The 15,615-nt window shown below is 68.2% G+C and carries 17 protein-coding genes; 11 read left to right on the top strand and 6 right to left on the bottom strand.

What is annotated here, in order from left to right; all coding sequences use genetic code 11:
- The first annotated feature begins 37 nt into the window (after window positions 1-37).
- The 4 genes from murA to FFS56_RS00525 are packed head-to-tail and all read left to right on the top strand — an operon-like array spanning window position 38 to window position 4,277.
- Window positions 38-1,405 carry a UDP-N-acetylglucosamine 1-carboxyvinyltransferase gene (murA, locus tag FFS56_RS00540; RefSeq protein WP_046748442.1) on the top strand — a complete coding sequence of 456 codons (1,368 nt, stop codon included), beginning with the start codon at window positions 38-40 and terminating at the stop codon, window positions 1,403-1,405.
- Window positions 1,402-2,166, top strand: coding sequence for a lysophospholipid acyltransferase family protein (locus FFS56_RS00535; protein ID WP_046748443.1), 765 nt, complete (start codon window positions 1,402-1,404; stop codon window positions 2,164-2,166). Before murA ends, FFS56_RS00535 begins: the two co-directional genes overlap by 4 nt.
- The gene (locus FFS56_RS00530; protein ID WP_046748444.1) at window positions 2,156-3,289 is read left to right on the top strand and encodes an NAD(P)H-dependent glycerol-3-phosphate dehydrogenase; all 1,134 of its coding nucleotides are present in this window, start codon (window positions 2,156-2,158) and stop codon (window positions 3,287-3,289) included. The genes FFS56_RS00535 and FFS56_RS00530 overlap by 11 nt, the downstream gene beginning before the upstream one ends.
- Complete coding sequence (locus FFS56_RS00525) at window positions 3,195-4,277, top strand: D-alanine--D-alanine ligase family protein (RefSeq protein ID WP_046748445.1); 1,083 nt, start codon at window positions 3,195-3,197, stop codon at window positions 4,275-4,277. The genes FFS56_RS00530 and FFS56_RS00525 overlap by 95 nt, the downstream gene beginning before the upstream one ends.
- A gap of 20 nt (window positions 4,278-4,297) precedes the next feature.
- Here the strand turns inward: FFS56_RS00525 and FFS56_RS00520 are convergent, their stop codons facing one another.
- Window positions 4,298-4,780, bottom strand: coding sequence for a DUF3515 domain-containing protein (locus FFS56_RS00520; protein ID WP_046748446.1), 483 nt, complete (start codon window positions 4,778-4,780; stop codon window positions 4,298-4,300).
- 23 nt (window positions 4,781-4,803) lie between these two features.
- On the opposite strand from FFS56_RS00520, the gene thiL reads away from it, so the two are divergent.
- Window positions 4,804-5,799 (top strand): thiamine-phosphate kinase, encoded by a 996-nt coding sequence (gene thiL / locus FFS56_RS00515; protein ID WP_127012233.1) that lies wholly within the window; start codon window positions 4,804-4,806, stop codon window positions 5,797-5,799.
- Here the strand turns inward: thiL and rsmD are convergent.
- Window positions 5,769-6,386: a 16S rRNA (guanine(966)-N(2))-methyltransferase RsmD gene (gene rsmD, locus FFS56_RS00510; RefSeq protein ID WP_046748448.1), complete on the bottom strand. Its 618-nt coding sequence runs from the start codon at window positions 6,384-6,386 to the stop codon at window positions 5,769-5,771. The two genes, thiL and rsmD, sit on opposite strands and share 31 nt — an antisense overlap.
- A gap of 61 nt (window positions 6,387-6,447) precedes the next feature.
- Here rsmD and FFS56_RS00505 point away from each other — a divergent pair, with 61 nt between their 5' ends.
- The 6 genes from FFS56_RS00505 to mutM all read left to right on the top strand — a co-directional run bounded on the left by FFS56_RS00505 (window position 6,448) and on the right by mutM (window position 11,544).
- Window positions 6,448-8,622, top strand: a complete 2,175-nt coding sequence (locus tag FFS56_RS00505; RefSeq protein WP_046748449.1) for an ATP-dependent DNA helicase RecG — start codon at window positions 6,448-6,450, stop codon at window positions 8,620-8,622.
- A gap of 30 nt (window positions 8,623-8,652) precedes the next feature.
- Window positions 8,653-9,150 carry a pantetheine-phosphate adenylyltransferase gene (coaD, locus tag FFS56_RS00500; protein WP_046748450.1) on the top strand — a complete coding sequence of 166 codons (498 nt, stop codon included), beginning with the start codon at window positions 8,653-8,655 and terminating at the stop codon, window positions 9,148-9,150.
- 71 nt (window positions 9,151-9,221) lie between these two features.
- Window positions 9,222-9,770 (top strand): DUF177 domain-containing protein, encoded by a 549-nt coding sequence (locus FFS56_RS00495; RefSeq protein ID WP_127012977.1) that lies wholly within the window; start codon window positions 9,222-9,224, stop codon window positions 9,768-9,770.
- Window positions 9,771-9,772: 2 nt separating this feature from the next.
- Window positions 9,773-9,982, top strand: coding sequence for a 50S ribosomal protein L32 (gene rpmF, locus FFS56_RS00490; RefSeq protein ID WP_017830754.1), 210 nt, complete (start codon window positions 9,773-9,775; stop codon window positions 9,980-9,982).
- Window positions 9,983-9,992: 10 nt separating this feature from the next.
- Window positions 9,993-10,685 (top strand): ribonuclease III, encoded by a 693-nt coding sequence (gene rnc, locus FFS56_RS00485; protein WP_046748452.1) that lies wholly within the window; start codon window positions 9,993-9,995, stop codon window positions 10,683-10,685.
- Entirely contained in the window at window positions 10,678-11,544 is an 867-nt protein-coding gene (gene mutM, locus FFS56_RS00480) for a bifunctional DNA-formamidopyrimidine glycosylase/DNA-(apurinic or apyrimidinic site) lyase (RefSeq protein WP_046748453.1), read from the top strand. Before rnc ends, mutM begins: the two co-directional genes overlap by 8 nt.
- 20 nt (window positions 11,545-11,564) lie before the next feature.
- Here mutM and FFS56_RS00475 read toward each other — a convergent pair whose 3' ends face one another.
- The 4 genes from FFS56_RS00475 to FFS56_RS00460 form a co-directional block, all read right to left on the bottom strand.
- A complete protein-coding gene (locus tag FFS56_RS00475) occupies window positions 11,565-12,887 on the bottom strand; it encodes a permease (RefSeq protein ID WP_127012232.1) in 1,323 nt (440 codons plus the stop codon).
- Entirely contained in the window at window positions 12,884-13,579 is a 696-nt protein-coding gene (locus FFS56_RS00470) for an ABC transporter ATP-binding protein (RefSeq protein WP_046748454.1), read from the bottom strand. The genes FFS56_RS00475 and FFS56_RS00470 overlap by 4 nt, the downstream gene beginning before the upstream one ends.
- Window positions 13,580-13,680: 101 nt before the next feature.
- A complete protein-coding gene (locus tag FFS56_RS00465) occupies window positions 13,681-14,760 on the bottom strand; it encodes a GNAT family N-acetyltransferase (RefSeq protein WP_052748752.1) in 1,080 nt (359 codons plus the stop codon).
- Window positions 14,761-14,871: 111 nt separating this feature from the next.
- The gene (locus FFS56_RS00460; RefSeq protein ID WP_046748455.1) at window positions 14,872-15,156 is read right to left on the bottom strand and encodes a hypothetical protein; all 285 of its coding nucleotides are present in this window, start codon (window positions 15,154-15,156) and stop codon (window positions 14,872-14,874) included.
- Between the last annotated feature and the right edge of the window lie 459 nt (window positions 15,157-15,615).

Below are 15,615 nucleotides of genomic sequence, written 5' to 3'. Positions count from 1 at the left end.
CCCGCCCCCGAAATCCGTAGATGAAGTGAGGCTCCGAATGACGACACCTGTGCGCGACGCTCTTCCGGACGGAGTCCCTGCACTCACCGGAGACGTCCTCGCCATTCGCGGCGGACGCCCGCTCCGGGGACGCGTCGACGTCAAGGGCGCGAAGAACCTGGCCACCAAAGCCATGGTCGCCTCGCTCCTCGGCGAGACCGTGAGCACCCTGCGCGATGTGCCGGCGATCAGCGATGTGGCCGTCGTCCGCTCGTTGCTCGAAGTCCACGGCGTCCGCGTCTCAGAGGGCGATGAGCCCGGTTCGCTCGTGTTCGACCCGAGCGATGTCGAGTCCGCGCACTTCGAGGAGATCGACGCGCACGCGGGGGCATCGCGCATCCCGATCCTGTTCTGCGGCCCGCTGCTGCACCGGCTCGGCCAGGCGTTCATCCCCGACCTCGGCGGCTGCCGCATCGGCGACCGTCCGATCGACTTCCACCTGGACGCACTGCGCAAGTTCGGCGCCATCGTCGAGAAGCTCCCCAGCGGCATCCGCCTCTCGACCGGGGGAACCCGCCTGCACGGCGCGAACATCCACCTCCCGTACCCGAGCGTCGGCGCGACCGAGCAGGTGCTGCTGACCGCAGTCCGCGCCGAAGGCGTCACCGAGCTGCGCAACGCGGCCATCGAGCCCGAGATCATGGACCTGATCGCCGTGCTGCAGAAGATGGGCGCGATCATCTCCTACGAGCCGAACCGGGTCATCGTGATCGAAGGCGTGGAGAAGCTCCGCGGCTACGACCACCGCTCGATCTTCGACCGCAACGAAGCCGCATCGTGGGCATCCGCAGCGCTGGCCACCGACGGTGAGATCTTCGTCGGCGGCGCCAAGCAGCAGGAGATGCTGACCTTCCTCAACGTCTTCCGCAAGGCTGGCGGCTGGTTCGACATCCAGGAGGACGGCATCCTGTTCCGTCGCGACGGCGACATCAAGCCGGTCGTGATCGAGACGGATGTGCACCCCGGCTTCATGACCGACTGGCAGCAGCCGCTCGTGGTCGCACTGACCCAGGCGCACGGTCGCTCGGTCGTGCACGAAACGGTGTATGAGAACCGCATGGGCTTCACCGACGCGCTCGTGAAGATGGGTGCCGACATCGTCGTGCACCCCCGGGGTCTGCAGGACGGACCGCGGCGCGTTCCTCGTCGCGACCTCGAACAGGCCGCCGTCATCACCGGCCCCACACCGCTGCACGGTGCCGACATCGTGGTCCCCGACCTTCGCGGGGGATACAGCCATGTGATCGCAGCCCTGACGGCCACGGGCGAATCGAAGGTGTCGGGTGTCGACATCTTGAGCCGGGGGTATGAGAAGTTCCTCGCCAAGCTCGACGCGCTCGGCGCCGACTTCGACGTCATCCGGTGACCGCCGTGACGTCCCGTTCATCGGAGACGAAGCGTCCGAGCATCTTCTGGCCGCTCGCGGCGCTCGTCATCCCCCCGGTGTCGCTGATCGCGAAGATCCGGATCCGCGGGGCCGAGAAGCTGCCGCAGCAGGGTTCCTACATCCTGGCGCCCAACCACTACTCGGAGTTCGATCCGCTGATCGTCGCGGTCGCCGTGTGGCGTGCCGGTCGTGCGCCGCGGTTCATGGCCAAGGAGAGCCTGTTCAAGGTTCCCGTTCTCGGCTGGTTCCTGCACCGCACGGGCATGATCCCCGTCGCCCGGACGTCTTCTGCGGCGTCCGCGCGTCAGACGATGAAGCAGTCGGAAGAGCTCGTGGAGCACGGCCGCGGCGTGATCGTCTATCCGGAAGGCACGCTGACGCGGGATCCCGACCTGTGGCCGATGCGCGGCAAGTCGGGCGCGGTGCGACTGGCACTCGCCGACGGCATCCCGCTGATCCCGATGGCACAGTGGGGCACGCAGGAGATCATGGGGCGCTACCAGAAGGGTCTGAGCCTCTGGCCGCTGCGCAAGCCCGTGACGGTGCTCATCGGCGACCCGGTCGACGTGTCCGATCTGCGAGGGCGCGCCGGGGAGCCGGCAGCCCTCAACGAAGCGACCACTCGGCTTATGAACGCGATCACGGCGCTCCTCGAGGAAATCCGCGACGAGAAGGCACCGGCCGAACGTTGGAATCCCGCAACCCACGGCCAGAAGGAGACGGGACGCCTTGACTCCTAAGAGAACCGCGCCGGTCGGTCCACGAGTCGCCGTGATCGGCGCGGGCAGCTGGGGCACGACCTTCGGGAAGATCCTCGCCGACGGCGGCGCGCAGGTGACGATGTGGGCGCGCCGAGCCGAGCTCGCGCAGGAGATCAACGAGGGCAAGCGGAACTCCCGCTACCTGCCAGGGATCAACCTTCCGCGCACCATGGCTGCGACGCATGAGCTCGCGACCGCGCTCGACGGCGTCGACCAGGTCTATCTTTCCGTGCCGAGCCAGTCGTTGCGGGAGAACCTGAAGGCGCTGCGGCCGCTGATCGCCGACAGCGACACGAAGATCATCAGCCTCATGAAGGGTGTCGAGCGCGGCACCGGGCTGCGGATGAGTCAGGTCATCCAGCAGGAGCTGCGCTGCGACCCCGATCGCGTGGCCGTGGCGTCCGGGCCGAACCTCGCGCTCGAGATCGCCCGTGAGCAGCCGACCGCAGCCGTCATCTCCTCGCGGAGCCAGGAGACGGCGGAGATCGTCGCACGCGCAGCACGGAACAGCTACTTCCGCACCTTCGTGAACACCGACGTGATCGGAACCGAGTTCGGCGGCGTCCTGAAGAACCTGATCGCGGTCGCGATCGGGATCGTCGACGGCGTGGGCTATGGCGAGAACACCAAGGCGTCGATCATCACCCGCGGACTGGTGGAGATGACCGACTTCGCCGTGGCGAACGGCGCGCATCCGGAGACTCTCCAGGGTCTCGCGGGTCTCGGCGATCTCATCGCCACATGCCAGTCCCCGTTGAGTCGCAACAACACCGCCGGGCGTCTGCTCGGACAGGGGTACAGCTTCCAGGACGTGGTGAAGCAGATGCAGCAGACCGCAGAGGGGCTCGCGTCCGTCGCGCCGATCCTCCAGCTGGCGCGCGAGGCGGAGATCGACATGCCCATCGTCGAGCAGGTGAAGATGGTGCTCGACGGCAAGATGGATCCGCGGGACATCGCACCCCACCTGACGACGGACGACGACACCCCGCAGGGTGAGAGGACCAACCATGGACAAGCAGACGGTGGTGGTGCTCTTCGGCGGGCGCTCCAGCGAGCATTCGATCAGTTCCGCAACGGCGGGGGGCGTTCTGGGGGCGATTGATCGCGACCGATACGACGTGATCCCCGTCGGGATCACTCGCGAGGGCGCTTTCGTGCTCGAGGACGACGACCCGGCGAAGTTCCCCCTGGACGCGGAGCACCTCCCGGAGGTCGTCGACAACGGCACGCGCGTCCTGTGGCCCGAGCCGGGAGGCGATCGCACACTCCGTGTGGTGCAGACCGACGGCTCCGTCGCGGGCCTCGGTGAGATCGATGTCGTGCTCCCGATCCTGCACGGACCGCACGGCGAGGACGGGACGATCCAGGGATACTTCGACACGCTCGAGGTTCCCTACGCCGGTGGTGGCGTGCTCGATTCCGCACTGTGCATGGACAAGCACTTCATGAAGATCGCCCTGGAGGCGGCCGGGATCCCGGTCGCGCCCTGGGTGACGGTGCGGCGAAAGGACTGGGACCGTGACGCCTCCGACGTGCGCACGCGGGCCGCAGGCCTCGGTCTTCCTGTGTTCGTGAAGCCCGCGCGGGCGGGCTCGAGTGTCGGCGTCTCCAAGGTCGAGAATGCCGACGAGCTCGATGCGGCGCTGGCCGTGGCGTTCGCCGAGGACGACAAGGTGCTGATCGAGACCGGCGTGAGCGGCCGCGAGATCGAGGTCGCCGTGCTCGAGGGCGTCGACGGCGTCCGTGCATCGCTCCCCGGGGAGATCGTGCTGACGTCGCGGGGTTTCTACGACTTCGAGGGCAAGTACCTCGGTGGGGACGGTGTGGACGTCGTGTGTCCTGCGGACCTCACTGAGGCGGAGCGCACCGCCATCCAGGAGATCGGCGTCCAGGCCTTCGAGGCGGTGGACGGGCGCGGGCTCGCGCGTGTCGACATGTTCCTGACACCCTCCGGCGAACTCGTGGTGAACGAGCTCAACACGATGCCGGGGTTCACGCCCATCTCGATGTTCCCCAAGTGCTGGGTCGCGTCGGGTCTGAGCTACGGCGATCTCATCACCGAGCTCGTCGAAGCCGGCCTTCGCCGCTGAGCGTCCGGTTCCCCGGGGGATCAGCCCGCGGGGAACTCGACGCGATCAGTGCACTGCCCGGTGGCAGGCTGAAGCCCCGACTGGATGCTGGCCGAGATCTTGTCGACGATGGTCTGGAAGTCGATCTGCTCGCCGCGCTTGATCGTGACCTCCACCGCAGGGTCGCGACCGAACGTGACGAGGCGCTGACGCTCCTCCTCCTGGTCGAGGACCAGCCAGTCGACTCCTCCGATGGTCGTGCACACCAGCGCGGACGGAGCAGGGGGTTCTACGCCGCAGCGCAGAACGACCGTGGGGTCTCCCCACGCACCTGTCGCCTGCGCATCGGTGAAGACGCGATCGAGACCGCCGACGCTCTCCGGGAGCAGTACAGACACGTTCGCGCATGCGGGGTTGTTCGCATCCGCTGCGGGCTCGAGATGCACGGTGGTCGCACAGCCGGCGAGCACAGCGCTGAGTGCCGCTGCTCCGGCGAGGGCAGCGAGGCGACGGGAACGGGGCATGCTTCCAGGCTACCTTTGACAGCATGCCCTCCCGACCCGACGCCGACGATCCACGCCTGGGAGATGTGCCCGAAGGGCGCATCCTCCGCGCGATACTGTCACGCACGCCGGCCGCCTCGCACGCGATCATCGGGCCGGGCGATGACGCCGCAGTGATAGCGACCCCGTCGGGCTCCGTGGTGGCGACGACCGACACGCTGGTGCACGGCCCCGACTTCCGCCTCGCCTGGTCCAGCGGATACGACCTCGGCTGGAAGTCTGCGGCGGTGAATCTCGCGGACGTCGCTGCCATGGGCGCGCGCCCGACGGCGCTCCTGGTCGCACTCGCGGTGCCGCGCGAACTACGAGTCTCCTTCGTCGAGCGACTCGCCGACGGCTTCCGGGATGCCTGTGCCGCGCTCGCGCCGGGCTGTGCGGTCGTCGGTGGTGATCTCACCGTCTCCGACACGTTGACCGTCGCGGTCACGGCCCTGGGCGACCTGGAGGGACGCGCAGCGGTGACGCGGAGCGGCGCACGTCCTGGTGACGTGGTCGCCGTCGCCGGGGAGCTAGGTCACGCGGCACGCGGTCTCGCCGTTCTGTTCGGGAGGTTCCGGGATGGGGATGTGCCGGTGCCCGTCGACCCTGGCGCTCTCGCAGCAGGCGAGAGCGAAGCCGTGAAGGCGCAGTTGCGCCCGTCGCCCCCGATCGGTCTCGGCGCGGTGGCGGCGACGGCCGGCGCGACCGCCATGATGGACATCTCCGACGGGCTGGCTCTCGATGCGCGACGGATGGCTGCCGCGTCCGGCGTGACGATCGCCCTCGACAGTGCGCTTCTCGGCACCGATCCGGCGCGAGCTCTCGCCGGGGGAGAGGATCACGCGCTGCTCGCCACCTTTCCCGAGGGGCTCCTGCCGCCGGCGTTCCGAGCCATCGGCAGGGTGCGCGCCGCCGGCGATGAGGACCTGCTGTGCGATGAGCAGCCGGTCGACCTCAGCGGTTGGGATCCCTATCGGGACTGGGACTCGGCCGCGGGCTGACCCATGGGGCCAGGGTCCTCGTCCTCCGTCGCCGGCTCGGCCCACCACAGGTTCGTGTCGCCGTACGACTTCTCGCGGAACTGCTCCAGGTTCGCGGCGCCGAAGTCCGGAGGCGTGGACCGACGAGCTCGTTCCACCACCACCACGGCGTCCGAGGACAGCAGCGGTGCGAGCGCGACGAGGTCTGCCGTCATGGCCGCGTCGTCGAGGTCGTAGGGCGGATCGCTGAACACGAGGTCGTAGGGTCCGACGGCGCGATGCAGGAAGGCATGCGCCGTGCTCTCGTGAACGCGCCCGAGCGGGAGGCTCCCCGCCTTCGCGACGACTTCCGCGTTGCGTCGGACGATGGCTGCGGCCTGGCGGCCGCGTTCCACGAACTCGACGCTCGCTGCTCCACGGCTGAGCGACTCGAGTCCGAGGGCGCCCGAACCGGCGTACAGGTCGAGGACCCGTGCGCCGGCGATGGCGCTCAGGGACTCCAGCGCGCCGAACAGCGATTCGCGTACACGGTCGCTCGTGGGTCGGGTTCCCGAGCCCGGAACCTCGAGCCGGGCCCCTCTGGCGCTGCCTGCGATGATCCTCGTCACCCGTTCACGATACGACAGCTCGAGTGCCTGCCGTGTCCGTCGTGTTCCCTAGACTCGGAGCATGTCGCTCACGCTCGATTCCTCGTTGGAGGACGCCATCGGTGCGGCGTCGTCCAAGACGCTCGGTCGGGCCTTCGGCATGAAGAGCGTCGGCGACCTCCTGTCCCACTACCCTCGCCGCTACGCCGATCCGGGAGAGCTGACGCCCATCCGTGACCTCCCGCTCGGCGAGACAGTCACCATCGTGGCCGAGGTGCTCTCCTCGAGCTTCCGACGGATGCGGAACCGTCCCGGTGCGATGGTCGACGTCGTGATCGGCGACGGCATCGGACGCATGTCTCTCACGTTCTTCGCGAAGAACGTCGGCGCGGCGGAGTGGCGCTCGAAGGATCTCGCAGTCGGTCGTCGCGGTGTGTTCTCCGGCAAGGTCGGGGAGTTCAACGGCGTGACGCAGTTCGCCCACCCCGAGTACGAGCTGTTCGATGATGAGGACGCCGCCCGTCGCAGCGCCGACGCGCGCGCCACCGTGCCGATCCCCATCTACCCCGCCACGTCCGCGATCCAGACATGGCAGATCGCCCGACTGGTCGGTCGGGTTCTCGACGACCTGGTGGACGCGCCCGATCCCCTGACCGCGGAGATCAGGGAGCGCGAAGAACTGCTCACCGCGCGCGAGGCGCTGGAGCTCGTGCATCGACCGCGGACACGGAACGACATCGATCCGGCCGTGCGGACGCTGCGAATGCATGAGGCCCTCACCCTGCAGACGGCGCTCCTGCAGCAGCGCGACGCGATCCGGGCGCTGGCCGCCACGTCTCGCCCCTCGATGCCCGGCGGGTTGCTCGAACGTTTCGATGCAAGCCTCCCGTACACGCTCACCGCCGACCAGGAGACGGTGGGACGACAGATCGCCGCGGACCTCGTGGGCGCCTGGCCCATGAACCGTCTGGTCCAGGGAGAAGTCGGCTCCGGCAAGACCCTGGTCGCTCTGCGGGCGATGCTGCAGGTGGCGGAGAGCGGCGGCCAGGCCGCCTTGATCGCGCCGACGGAGGTGCTCGCGGGGCAGCACCTTCGCTCGATCACCAAGATGCTCGGTCCCGATCTCGCGCCGCTGTTGATGCCGACACTCCTGACCGGTCAGATGCCGGCGGCCGATCGCCGCAAGGCAGCCCTGCGGGTCGCTTCGGGTCAGGCACTGATCGTCGTGGGTACTCATGCGCTGCTGGGCGAGAAGACCACCTTCGCCGATCTCGGTCTGGTCGTCGTCGACGAACAGCATCGGTTCGGCGTCGAGCAGCGCGAGGCGCTGCGCGCGAAGGGATCGAGTCCGCACGCGCTGGTGCTGACCGCGACTCCGATCCCGAGGACGGTCGCGATGACCGTCTTCGGCGACCTCGACACCTCCGTGATCCGCACGATGCCGGCCGGGCGTGCCGGCATCGAGTCCTTCGTCGCCCCGCTCGCAGAGCACCCGGGGTGGTTCAACCGTGTGTGGGAGCGCGCCGCCGAGGAGATAGCCCAGGGACGGCAGGTCTTCGCGGTGTGCGCCGCGATCGACACGGCCAAGAAGACGACGGAGGCGGGGGAGCAGCAGGCACTCGCTCCGGAGGGAGCGTCAGGGCCGCGCTGGGGCGTGGTGCAGCTCGATGAGGCGTTGGCGACCCATCCGACGCTGGGTGGACTGCGGCGTGCCGTGCTCCACGGTCGTATGCCAGCGGATGAGAAGGATGCCGTGATGCAGTCGTTCGCACGCGGTGACATCGATCTGCTCCTGGCCACGACCGTGATCGAGGTGGGCGTCGACGTGCCGAACGCGTCGACGATGATCGTCCTCGACGCGGACCGGTTCGGGGTCTCTCAACTGCATCAGCTCCGCGGCCGGGTCGGTCGAGGCGGCGTGCCAGGGCTCTGCCTGCTCGTGACCGAGGCTGAGGCGGGCACGCTGGCCCGTGAGCGCGTCGACGCGGTGGCGGCGACTCTCGACGGGTTCGCCCTGGCGGAGGTCGATCTCGAGCTGCGCGGCGAAGGCGACGTGCTGGGCGCCGCCCAGGCGGGCGTTCGCTCCTCTCTGAAGCTGCTCAGGGTGGTGAAGGACGCAGGGCTGATCACCCGCGCACGCGAGGTCGCGGAAGGTATCCTCGCCGCCGACCCGCAGCTGGCTGATCACCCGGGTCTCCGCGAGGCCATCGGGCGCCGGGTGAGCGACGAGGATCGGGCGGCGCTGGCGAAGAACTGACGGGGAACCGGCGTGCCCTAGGCTGGAACCATGAGCAGCCGGATCGCCGTCGTCCCGGGTTCCTTCGATCCGCCTACCCTGGGTCACCTCGATGTGATCCGGCGCGCCGCGGCCCTCTACGACGAGCTGCACGTGCTGGTCGTGCACAATCCGGGCAAAGAGGCGATGCTCCCCATCGCGCAGCGGCTCTCGTTGCTGGAGAGGTCGATCGCCGACGACGGCATGCAGGGCGAGATCGTGATCGGTTCGTGGAGCATGGGGCTCTTGGTCGACTACGCCCGTGACGTCAACGCGGGAGTGCTCGTGAAGGGCATCCGCTCGCAGATCGATGTCGCGTACGAGTCGCCGATGGCGATCGTCAACAGACACCTCGCCGGCATCGAGACGGTTTTCCTCCTTCCCGACCCCTCGCACGCCATGGTCTCGAGTTCCCTCGTCCGCCAGGTCGCGTCTCTCGGTGGCGATGTGAGTCCCTTCGTTCCGCCCGCGGTCGCTGCATTCCTGGACACGGGATCCCGAGGGATCTGAACCTCTCGCCTGGACGCGGATTCAGGACGACAGCGTGCAGCGGCCGGTAGCATGGGAGTGTGCGCTCTCGAATGAACGGCCCTTTCGTGCTCCCCGTCCGTGACATCGTCCGGCGTCCGGGGGAGATGCGGGAACACGAGTTCACCGTCGCCCTCGCCGAGTCATGGGGTGAGGGGATCGTGTCGTACGAGGCCGGCTCCGAGCTCGATCTCGATGTCCGCCTCGAGTCGGTGCACGAGGGCATCCTCGTGTCGGGAATCGCCGAGGCCGAGTACGCCGGCGTGTGCGGAAGATGCCTGATGGACATCACTCGGCCCGTCGAAGTCGAGTTCCAGGAGCTTTTCGCGTATCCTGGTGAGGAAGAAACTGACTTCGAGGTTCAAGACGACCACGTGGATCTTGAAACTCTCGTCAGGGATGCGGCCGTACTGGCACTTCCTTTTCAGCCGGTGTGTCAGCCGGATTGCCCGGGTCTCGACCCGAAAACGGGTGAACGACTGACCGTGAGCGCCGGAACGGAGCAGGCCGCTCCCATCGATCCTCGGTGGAGTGCGCTCCAGAACATCACAGACCAAGACGGCACGGAAGAATCTCGTGCCGCCGAGAAAGAAGAGAGCTAGTCATGGCTGGTAACCCCCCGAAGCGCAAGGTATCCCGTTCGAACACCCGCTCGCGTCGCGCGCAGTGGAAGGCGGCGCCCGTCGCGCTCGTCAAGACCATCGAGAACGGCCAGGTCGTCTACAGCCGTCCTCACCAGGCCAAGGTCGTCACCGACTCGCAGGGCACCGAGCTCTTCCTGGAGTACAAGGGCCGCAAGGTCGCCGACGTCTGAGTCGCGTACCGTGACGGAGGTCCCCGGGGGGACGAGACCTCTCCCAGAAAAGCTCCGCGTCGATATCGACGCGGAGCTTCTGGAGTTGGCCCTCACCCACCGCTCCTACGCGTACGAGCACGGCGGCATCCCGCACAACGAGCGGCTCGAGTTCCTCGGTGACTCGGTGCTCGGGCAGGCGGTGACCGTCATGCTCTTCACCACGCATCCTGATCTCGATGAGGGCGAGCTGGCGAAGCGACGAGCCAGCGTCGTGTCGACCGTCGCCCTCGCCGAGGTGGCTCGGGGCATCGACCTCGGCAGCCATCTGCTGCTCGGCCGCGGCGAGGAGCAGACCGGCGGGCGGGACAAGGACTCCATCCTGGCCGACACCATGGAAGCCGTCATCGGCGCGACCTACCTCTCGGCAGGTCCTGACGCTGCCACGGAACTGGTGCTCCGACTGACGGAGCCCCTGCTGGCTGACCCGGAGCGCTACGGTGCGGCCATGGATCCGAAGACCAGCCTGCAGGAGCTCGCCGCCCGGCTCGGCGCCACCCCGCCTCGCTACTCGGTCGAGGCGAGCGGACCAGACCACGACCGTCGTTTCCTGGCCACGGTCAGCGTGGGCGACGTGAGCATGACGGGTGCCGGCAGCAGCAAGAAGACCGCCGAGATGGCAGCAGCCCTCAGCGTGTGGCGTACCCTCAGCGAGCGTGCCTGAGCTTCCCGAGGTCGAGGTCGTCCGCGCAGGCCTCGCACCGGCCGTGATCGGATCGACCATCACCGCGGTGAGCGTGTTCGACGAGCGCGCCCTCACTCGTCACGTGGCCGGTGCCGCTGACTTCGTCGCTCGCCTCGAGGGACGCATTTTCACCGACGCATCGCGCCGCGGGAAGTTCCTGTGGCTGCCGCTCGATGACGAGGATTCTGCGCTGATCGGGCATCTCGGAATGAGCGGTCAGATGCTGTTGCGCGCGCCCGACGCGGGGGCCGAACGACATGAGCGGGTGCGGATCGGAATCGAGCATCCCCGGCACGGCGAGCTCGCGATCGTCTTCGCCGATCAGCGGACCTTCGGATCCCTCGCCGTCGATGCGCTGATCGACGACGGCGGATCGCGGATCCCGACTCAGGTGGCGCACATCGCTCGTGACCCCCTGGATCCGGCATTCGACGACCGTGGCTTTCGAGCAACTCTGGGGCGACGGGGGAGTGCGATCAAGCGTGTTCTCCTCGATCAGGGTGTCGTGAGCGGGATCGGCAACATCTACGCAGACGAGTCGCTGTGGGCAGCGCGGATACACCCCGAGACGCCGGCCGATCGTCTGTCGACGCAGGCCGTCCGCAGGCTGCTCGCCGAGGTCCGGCTCGTGCTCGCGAAAGCCCTCGCCGAGGGCGGAACCAGCTTCGATGCGCAGTACGTCAACGTCAACGGCCAAGCCGGCTATTTCGCGCACTCGCTCAACGCCTACGGGCAGCAGGGCAAGCCCTGCCCGCGGTGCGGAACGCCCATCGTGCGCGAGAGCTTCATGAACCGGGGCTCTCACTTCTGCCCGCGCTGCCAGCGGCTGCCGAGATAGCTGCTCCGGACGGTTTGCGCTCACGCAGACACGAAGGAACGCTGCAGGAGCGGACGGGTCGCCCACGTCGTCGCCCAGACGACACCGATCCCGACGGACACCACGAGCGCGATGGTCAGCAGCGACTCTGGTGCCGTGATCAGCGCGATGCCGACCAACGGGAACACGAGGATCGCGGCCACGAGCGCGGAGCCGATCGCGGTCACGAGCAGCGGTGACATGATCGCCCGCCGTCGCGCCCTGTCCACGGTCTCGAGAGGCATGCCGAGGTGATGCAGACTGCGGTGCAGCTCGCGCTGGTCGAGGACGTCTGAGGCCTGGTTGACCCCGACCGACGCCGCGACCATCAGGAAGGAGCCGATGAGCGTGATGATGAGACCGGTCCGGATGTCATCGGCGAGCGCGATGTCGGCGGCAGCGGCATCGGAGGTGCTCATCATGCTCAAGAGCGCGACTCCGGTACCGGCGAAGACGGCCATGAAGCTCGCCATGGCGATACCACCGACCTGCCGCCAAGCCGCTTTCGGCGAGTCCAGCACGATGCGGGCTGCGAGCAGTCGCTCCGGTCGCTCGGCTCGACGGAGTTGCCCTGAGGCGACCACCTTGAGCACCCACGGCCCGACGAGGTTCAGCACTGCCAGCACGGCGCCGAAGAGGCCGGCGAGTACGACGATCGTGAGGACGAGTCCGCCCACGGAAGGGAAGACCTTGATCAGCACGAACGCGACGGCGATCGCACAGACGGCGAACACCGCCCGGATCCAGTGCACCTTGGGAACATCGGTGCGTGTGCGCACGCCGAGCGGTGAGATGACGACACGACGCAGACCGATGATCGCACTCGTCGACGCGAGGGCGAGCACGGCCGCCACCACGAGGGCCGTCTGCGCCGGCGGGAGGACGACGGCACCGAATCCGAGGGCTTCGCCGCGGAACGGGATGAGTCCGATGAGGGGGCTGAGGGCGACGTGCGCGACGACACCGACCAGGGCACCGGCCGCGGCGACGAGCACGGATTCCGCCACGGTGGCGACGGTCACGCCCGCCGGCGACACACCGAGCAGACGGAGCGTGGAGAGACGCTCGTCGCGTCGACGCGCGGAGAGTCGAGCTGCCGCTCCGCCGACGGACATCAGCGGGACGACCAGCAGCACGAGGGCGATGGCCGCAAGGGCTTGATACAGAGGAGCGAACTCGTCGGTCCATCCCCAGAACGACTGCGCCCCGCCGATGACGGTGAGAACCAGCGTCGTGACCACGGCGAATGCGACGACCGGCAGAGCGATAACGCTGCCCTGACCGGGAGCGGGGCGAAGCAGGAGGGCGAGCACATTGCGGTTCATGCGGTCACCGCCGACGAGATGATCCGTCCGTCGCGCACTGCGATCGTTCGCGTGCACCGAGCGGCGACCTCGGCGTCATGCGTGACGACGACGAGGGTGCGGCCCTGTCCGGTCGTGGACCACAGGAGCGCGTCCATGACCTCCGAGGACGTGGTGGAGTCCAGCGCTCCGGTGGGCTCGTCAGCGAAGACGACCTCCGCGCCGGTGGCTTGGGCGCGTGCGATGGCGACGCGCTGTGCCTGCCCACCCGACAGCTCGCCGATCCGGCGGTCCTCCATCCCGGCGAGTCCGAGAGCCGCCAGCCAGGATGCCGCGTGCTGCACGGCGTCCTGACGTCGGATGCCGTTGATCATCGAGGCGAGGGCCACGTTCTCCACCGCGGTCAGCTCGGGGATGAGAAGGCCCTGCTGAAAGACGAACCCGAACTTCTCGCGTCGCAGTCGTGACCGCGCTGACTCTCCGAGCGCGGTGACCTCGATGGCGGATCCCTCGGCAGGGCGGAAGACGACTCCGCCAGCGTCAGGTGCGGTGATCCCCGCCAAGACGTGGAGGAGAGTGGTCTTCCCGGAACCGGAGGCTCCCATGATGGCGACGGACTCACCGCGATGGATGGCGAGGTCGACGCCGGCGAGGGCGCGTGTCGACCCGAAGTTCTTGCTGAGGGCGTGGGCTTCGATCACGGGGATGTTCATGATTCCAGCCTCGCCGTCCCGCCCGGCTCGGTCGTCGCCCGGGCGGATGACGGTGCGGGCTCGACGTCATCCCGGAGAATGAGATCGGGCCCGCACCCTCGTCAGAGCTTCTTCTGCCATGCCCCGGCGTAAGAGACCGGCACGAAGCCGATGGCCTCGTTGATGTTCAGCATCGGCCGGTTCTCCTCGGCGTTGAAAGTGGAGACGACGGTCGACTCAGGCATCAGCTCGCGCCAGCGGAGCAGGTTGGCGCATTTCACGATGGTTCCCAGACGATGGCCACGGTGGTCCTTGCTCACCAGCGTTCCGAACTGGTGCGTCACACCCGTGCGATCGGCGGCGATGAGGAGTTCGTTGTACGCGACGATGGTCCCGGACGGGACATGACGCACTGCCGCCACGGAGACAGCCTGCCCCGCGCCGAGCAGTCGCGCCTCACGCCGCACCACCCGCTCGGCGTCCCAGACCTCTTCGACGAAGTCCATGTCGCCGCTGGGTGCGTCCGTGGACAGCCGGGCGAGCACAGCGGCGAACCCTGCCCTCAGCTCCGGAGGCGTGGGCATGTCCCATTCGAGCAGCGCGTAGTCTTCGCCCGCCAGAGCGATAGCGTCGCTCAGAGCCGTGCGAAGCAGGTCCGAGTCGCCTCGGAGGTCGTACTCACTGTTGCGCTCCACCTGTTCGAGGACGAAACCGCGTGCCTCCAGGAGGTCGGAGAGCGGCGTCGCCGGTACGCGTCCCCAGCCCGTGCGGGGAATCAGCATCCGTTCGCTCTCCTCGGGACGGTGCAGGCTCCAGATCTGCAGGACACTCCGACCGTGCGCGCGCGCTTCCGCCTCCGCTGTGTCGAGGAGCGCCTCTTCGACGCCACGGCCCCAGTGGGCCGACGGAACCAGCAGGTCGATCTCCGCGGCGTGAGCATCGGCTTCCTGGGCGAAGGAGATCGTCACCATGCCGACGATGCCGCCGTCGATACGGGCGACGAAGCCCACGTCGAGTGCGTCCGTGTCATCCTGCCAGTTCGGCAGCATCTGAGCGGCGTCAGGCGCGAGGTCCGGGAGGCCCACCTGCTCATCGCAGACGAGCCTGTTGAGCTCGCCGAAGGCGAGGAACTCGGCGGCATCCTCGCTCTGCAGGTTGACCGGGACGATCAGCGGCGTGATCGTGGTTTCCATGGTCTTCATGTCTGTTCTTCCGTGCGGGGTGTGTGGAGGGGATTGTGATGGGACGGCGCCCGCTCGCGGGTGAGGCGAGCGGGCGCCGTCGCAGAGATGCCCGTCATGGACTCGACGGCCTCAGCGCATGCCGCGCTGCATGTCGTACGTGAGCAGGGCGTACGACTCGGCGGCGGAGCGATGACGCTGCTCGCCGAGGAGGAACAGGTCGGCCGGATCGATGCGCAGGCCGCGACGGGCGTGCCGCGGACGCTGTGCCCTCTGGAAGAGCCAGAGGCCGATCCTGAGGGAGAGACGATCTGCCATCGAAAGGCGACGCAGTTCATCGGGGCGGGGAATCTGGAGGACCTCGTGGTCCTCGATATCGGGCGGGTGGATATCGCTGCGGTGCAACGTGGTGTTCACGGTGGTTCCTTCGGAAGTGATGGTGATGATGGGTGCGGAAGCACCGCACGTCGGCTGCGGATGCAGCTGCGAACGGTGCGGGAGAGCAGGCGTCGACGGAGGCCGAAGAGGCGGTCAGCGGATGCGGGAAGTGCCGAGATCTGCGGGGCAGATCTCGGAGGGGGCGCGAGAGAAACGGCCGGACTGGACCTACGGGAGGTCTGGAGAGTCGGGTTGCGGTTCTACGAGAGAGCGCTCATGCGGACGCCGGCGGTTACCGAGAACGCAGGGCGCGGCGCAAAGTGCGCGGGCGCGGCGAGGCCAGTGGCCTGTGCGTTGAGCTGAGTCGTAATCATCGGTAACCTCCTTTCGTGTGGCGATCCGGAGGCCACCGTAGCGAACCCGCGAGAGCCACGTCAAGCACATACTGTTCCGCTCGGCGTGTCGCCGGCCTCTCGAGTTCGCCGTCGACCCGCGCGG

This window comes from Microbacterium sp. Beta (assembly GCF_005502545.1).
Classification (GTDB): Bacteria; Actinomycetota; Actinomycetes; order Actinomycetales; family Microbacteriaceae; genus Microbacterium; species Microbacterium oxydans.
This window is presented reverse-complemented; position numbering and strand designations above follow the sequence as displayed.

What these genes read in the sequence shown, in the direction of transcription:
- murA (WP_046748442.1), top strand. Translation starts at nt 38, where the DNA reads ATGACGACACCTGTGCGCGACGCTCTTCCGGACGGAGTCCCTGCACTC.
- FFS56_RS00525 (WP_046748445.1), top strand. Translation starts at nt 3,195, where the DNA reads ATGGACAAGCAGACGGTGGTGGTGCTCTTCGGCGGGCGCTCCAGCGAG.
- FFS56_RS00520 (WP_046748446.1), bottom strand. Translation starts at nt 4,780, where the DNA reads ATGCCCCGTTCCCGTCGCCTCGCTGCCCTCGCCGGAGCAGCGGCACTC.
- thiL (WP_127012233.1), top strand. Translation starts at nt 4,804, where the DNA reads ATGCCCTCCCGACCCGACGCCGACGATCCACGCCTGGGAGATGTGCCC.
- FFS56_RS00505 (WP_046748449.1), top strand. Translation starts at nt 6,448, where the DNA reads ATGTCGCTCACGCTCGATTCCTCGTTGGAGGACGCCATCGGTGCGGCG.
- coaD (WP_046748450.1), top strand. Translation starts at nt 8,653, where the DNA reads ATGAGCAGCCGGATCGCCGTCGTCCCGGGTTCCTTCGATCCGCCTACC.
- FFS56_RS00495 (WP_127012977.1), top strand. Translation starts at nt 9,222, where the DNA reads ATGAACGGCCCTTTCGTGCTCCCCGTCCGTGACATCGTCCGGCGTCCG.
- rpmF (WP_017830754.1), top strand. Translation starts at nt 9,773, where the DNA reads ATGGCTGGTAACCCCCCGAAGCGCAAGGTATCCCGTTCGAACACCCGC.
- FFS56_RS00475 (WP_127012232.1), bottom strand. Translation starts at nt 12,887, where the DNA reads ATGAACCGCAATGTGCTCGCCCTCCTGCTTCGCCCCGCTCCCGGTCAG.
- FFS56_RS00470 (WP_046748454.1), bottom strand. Translation starts at nt 13,579, where the DNA reads ATGAACATCCCCGTGATCGAAGCCCACGCCCTCAGCAAGAACTTCGGG.
- FFS56_RS00465 (WP_052748752.1), bottom strand. Translation starts at nt 14,760, where the DNA reads ATGAAGACCATGGAAACCACGATCACGCCGCTGATCGTCCCGGTCAAC.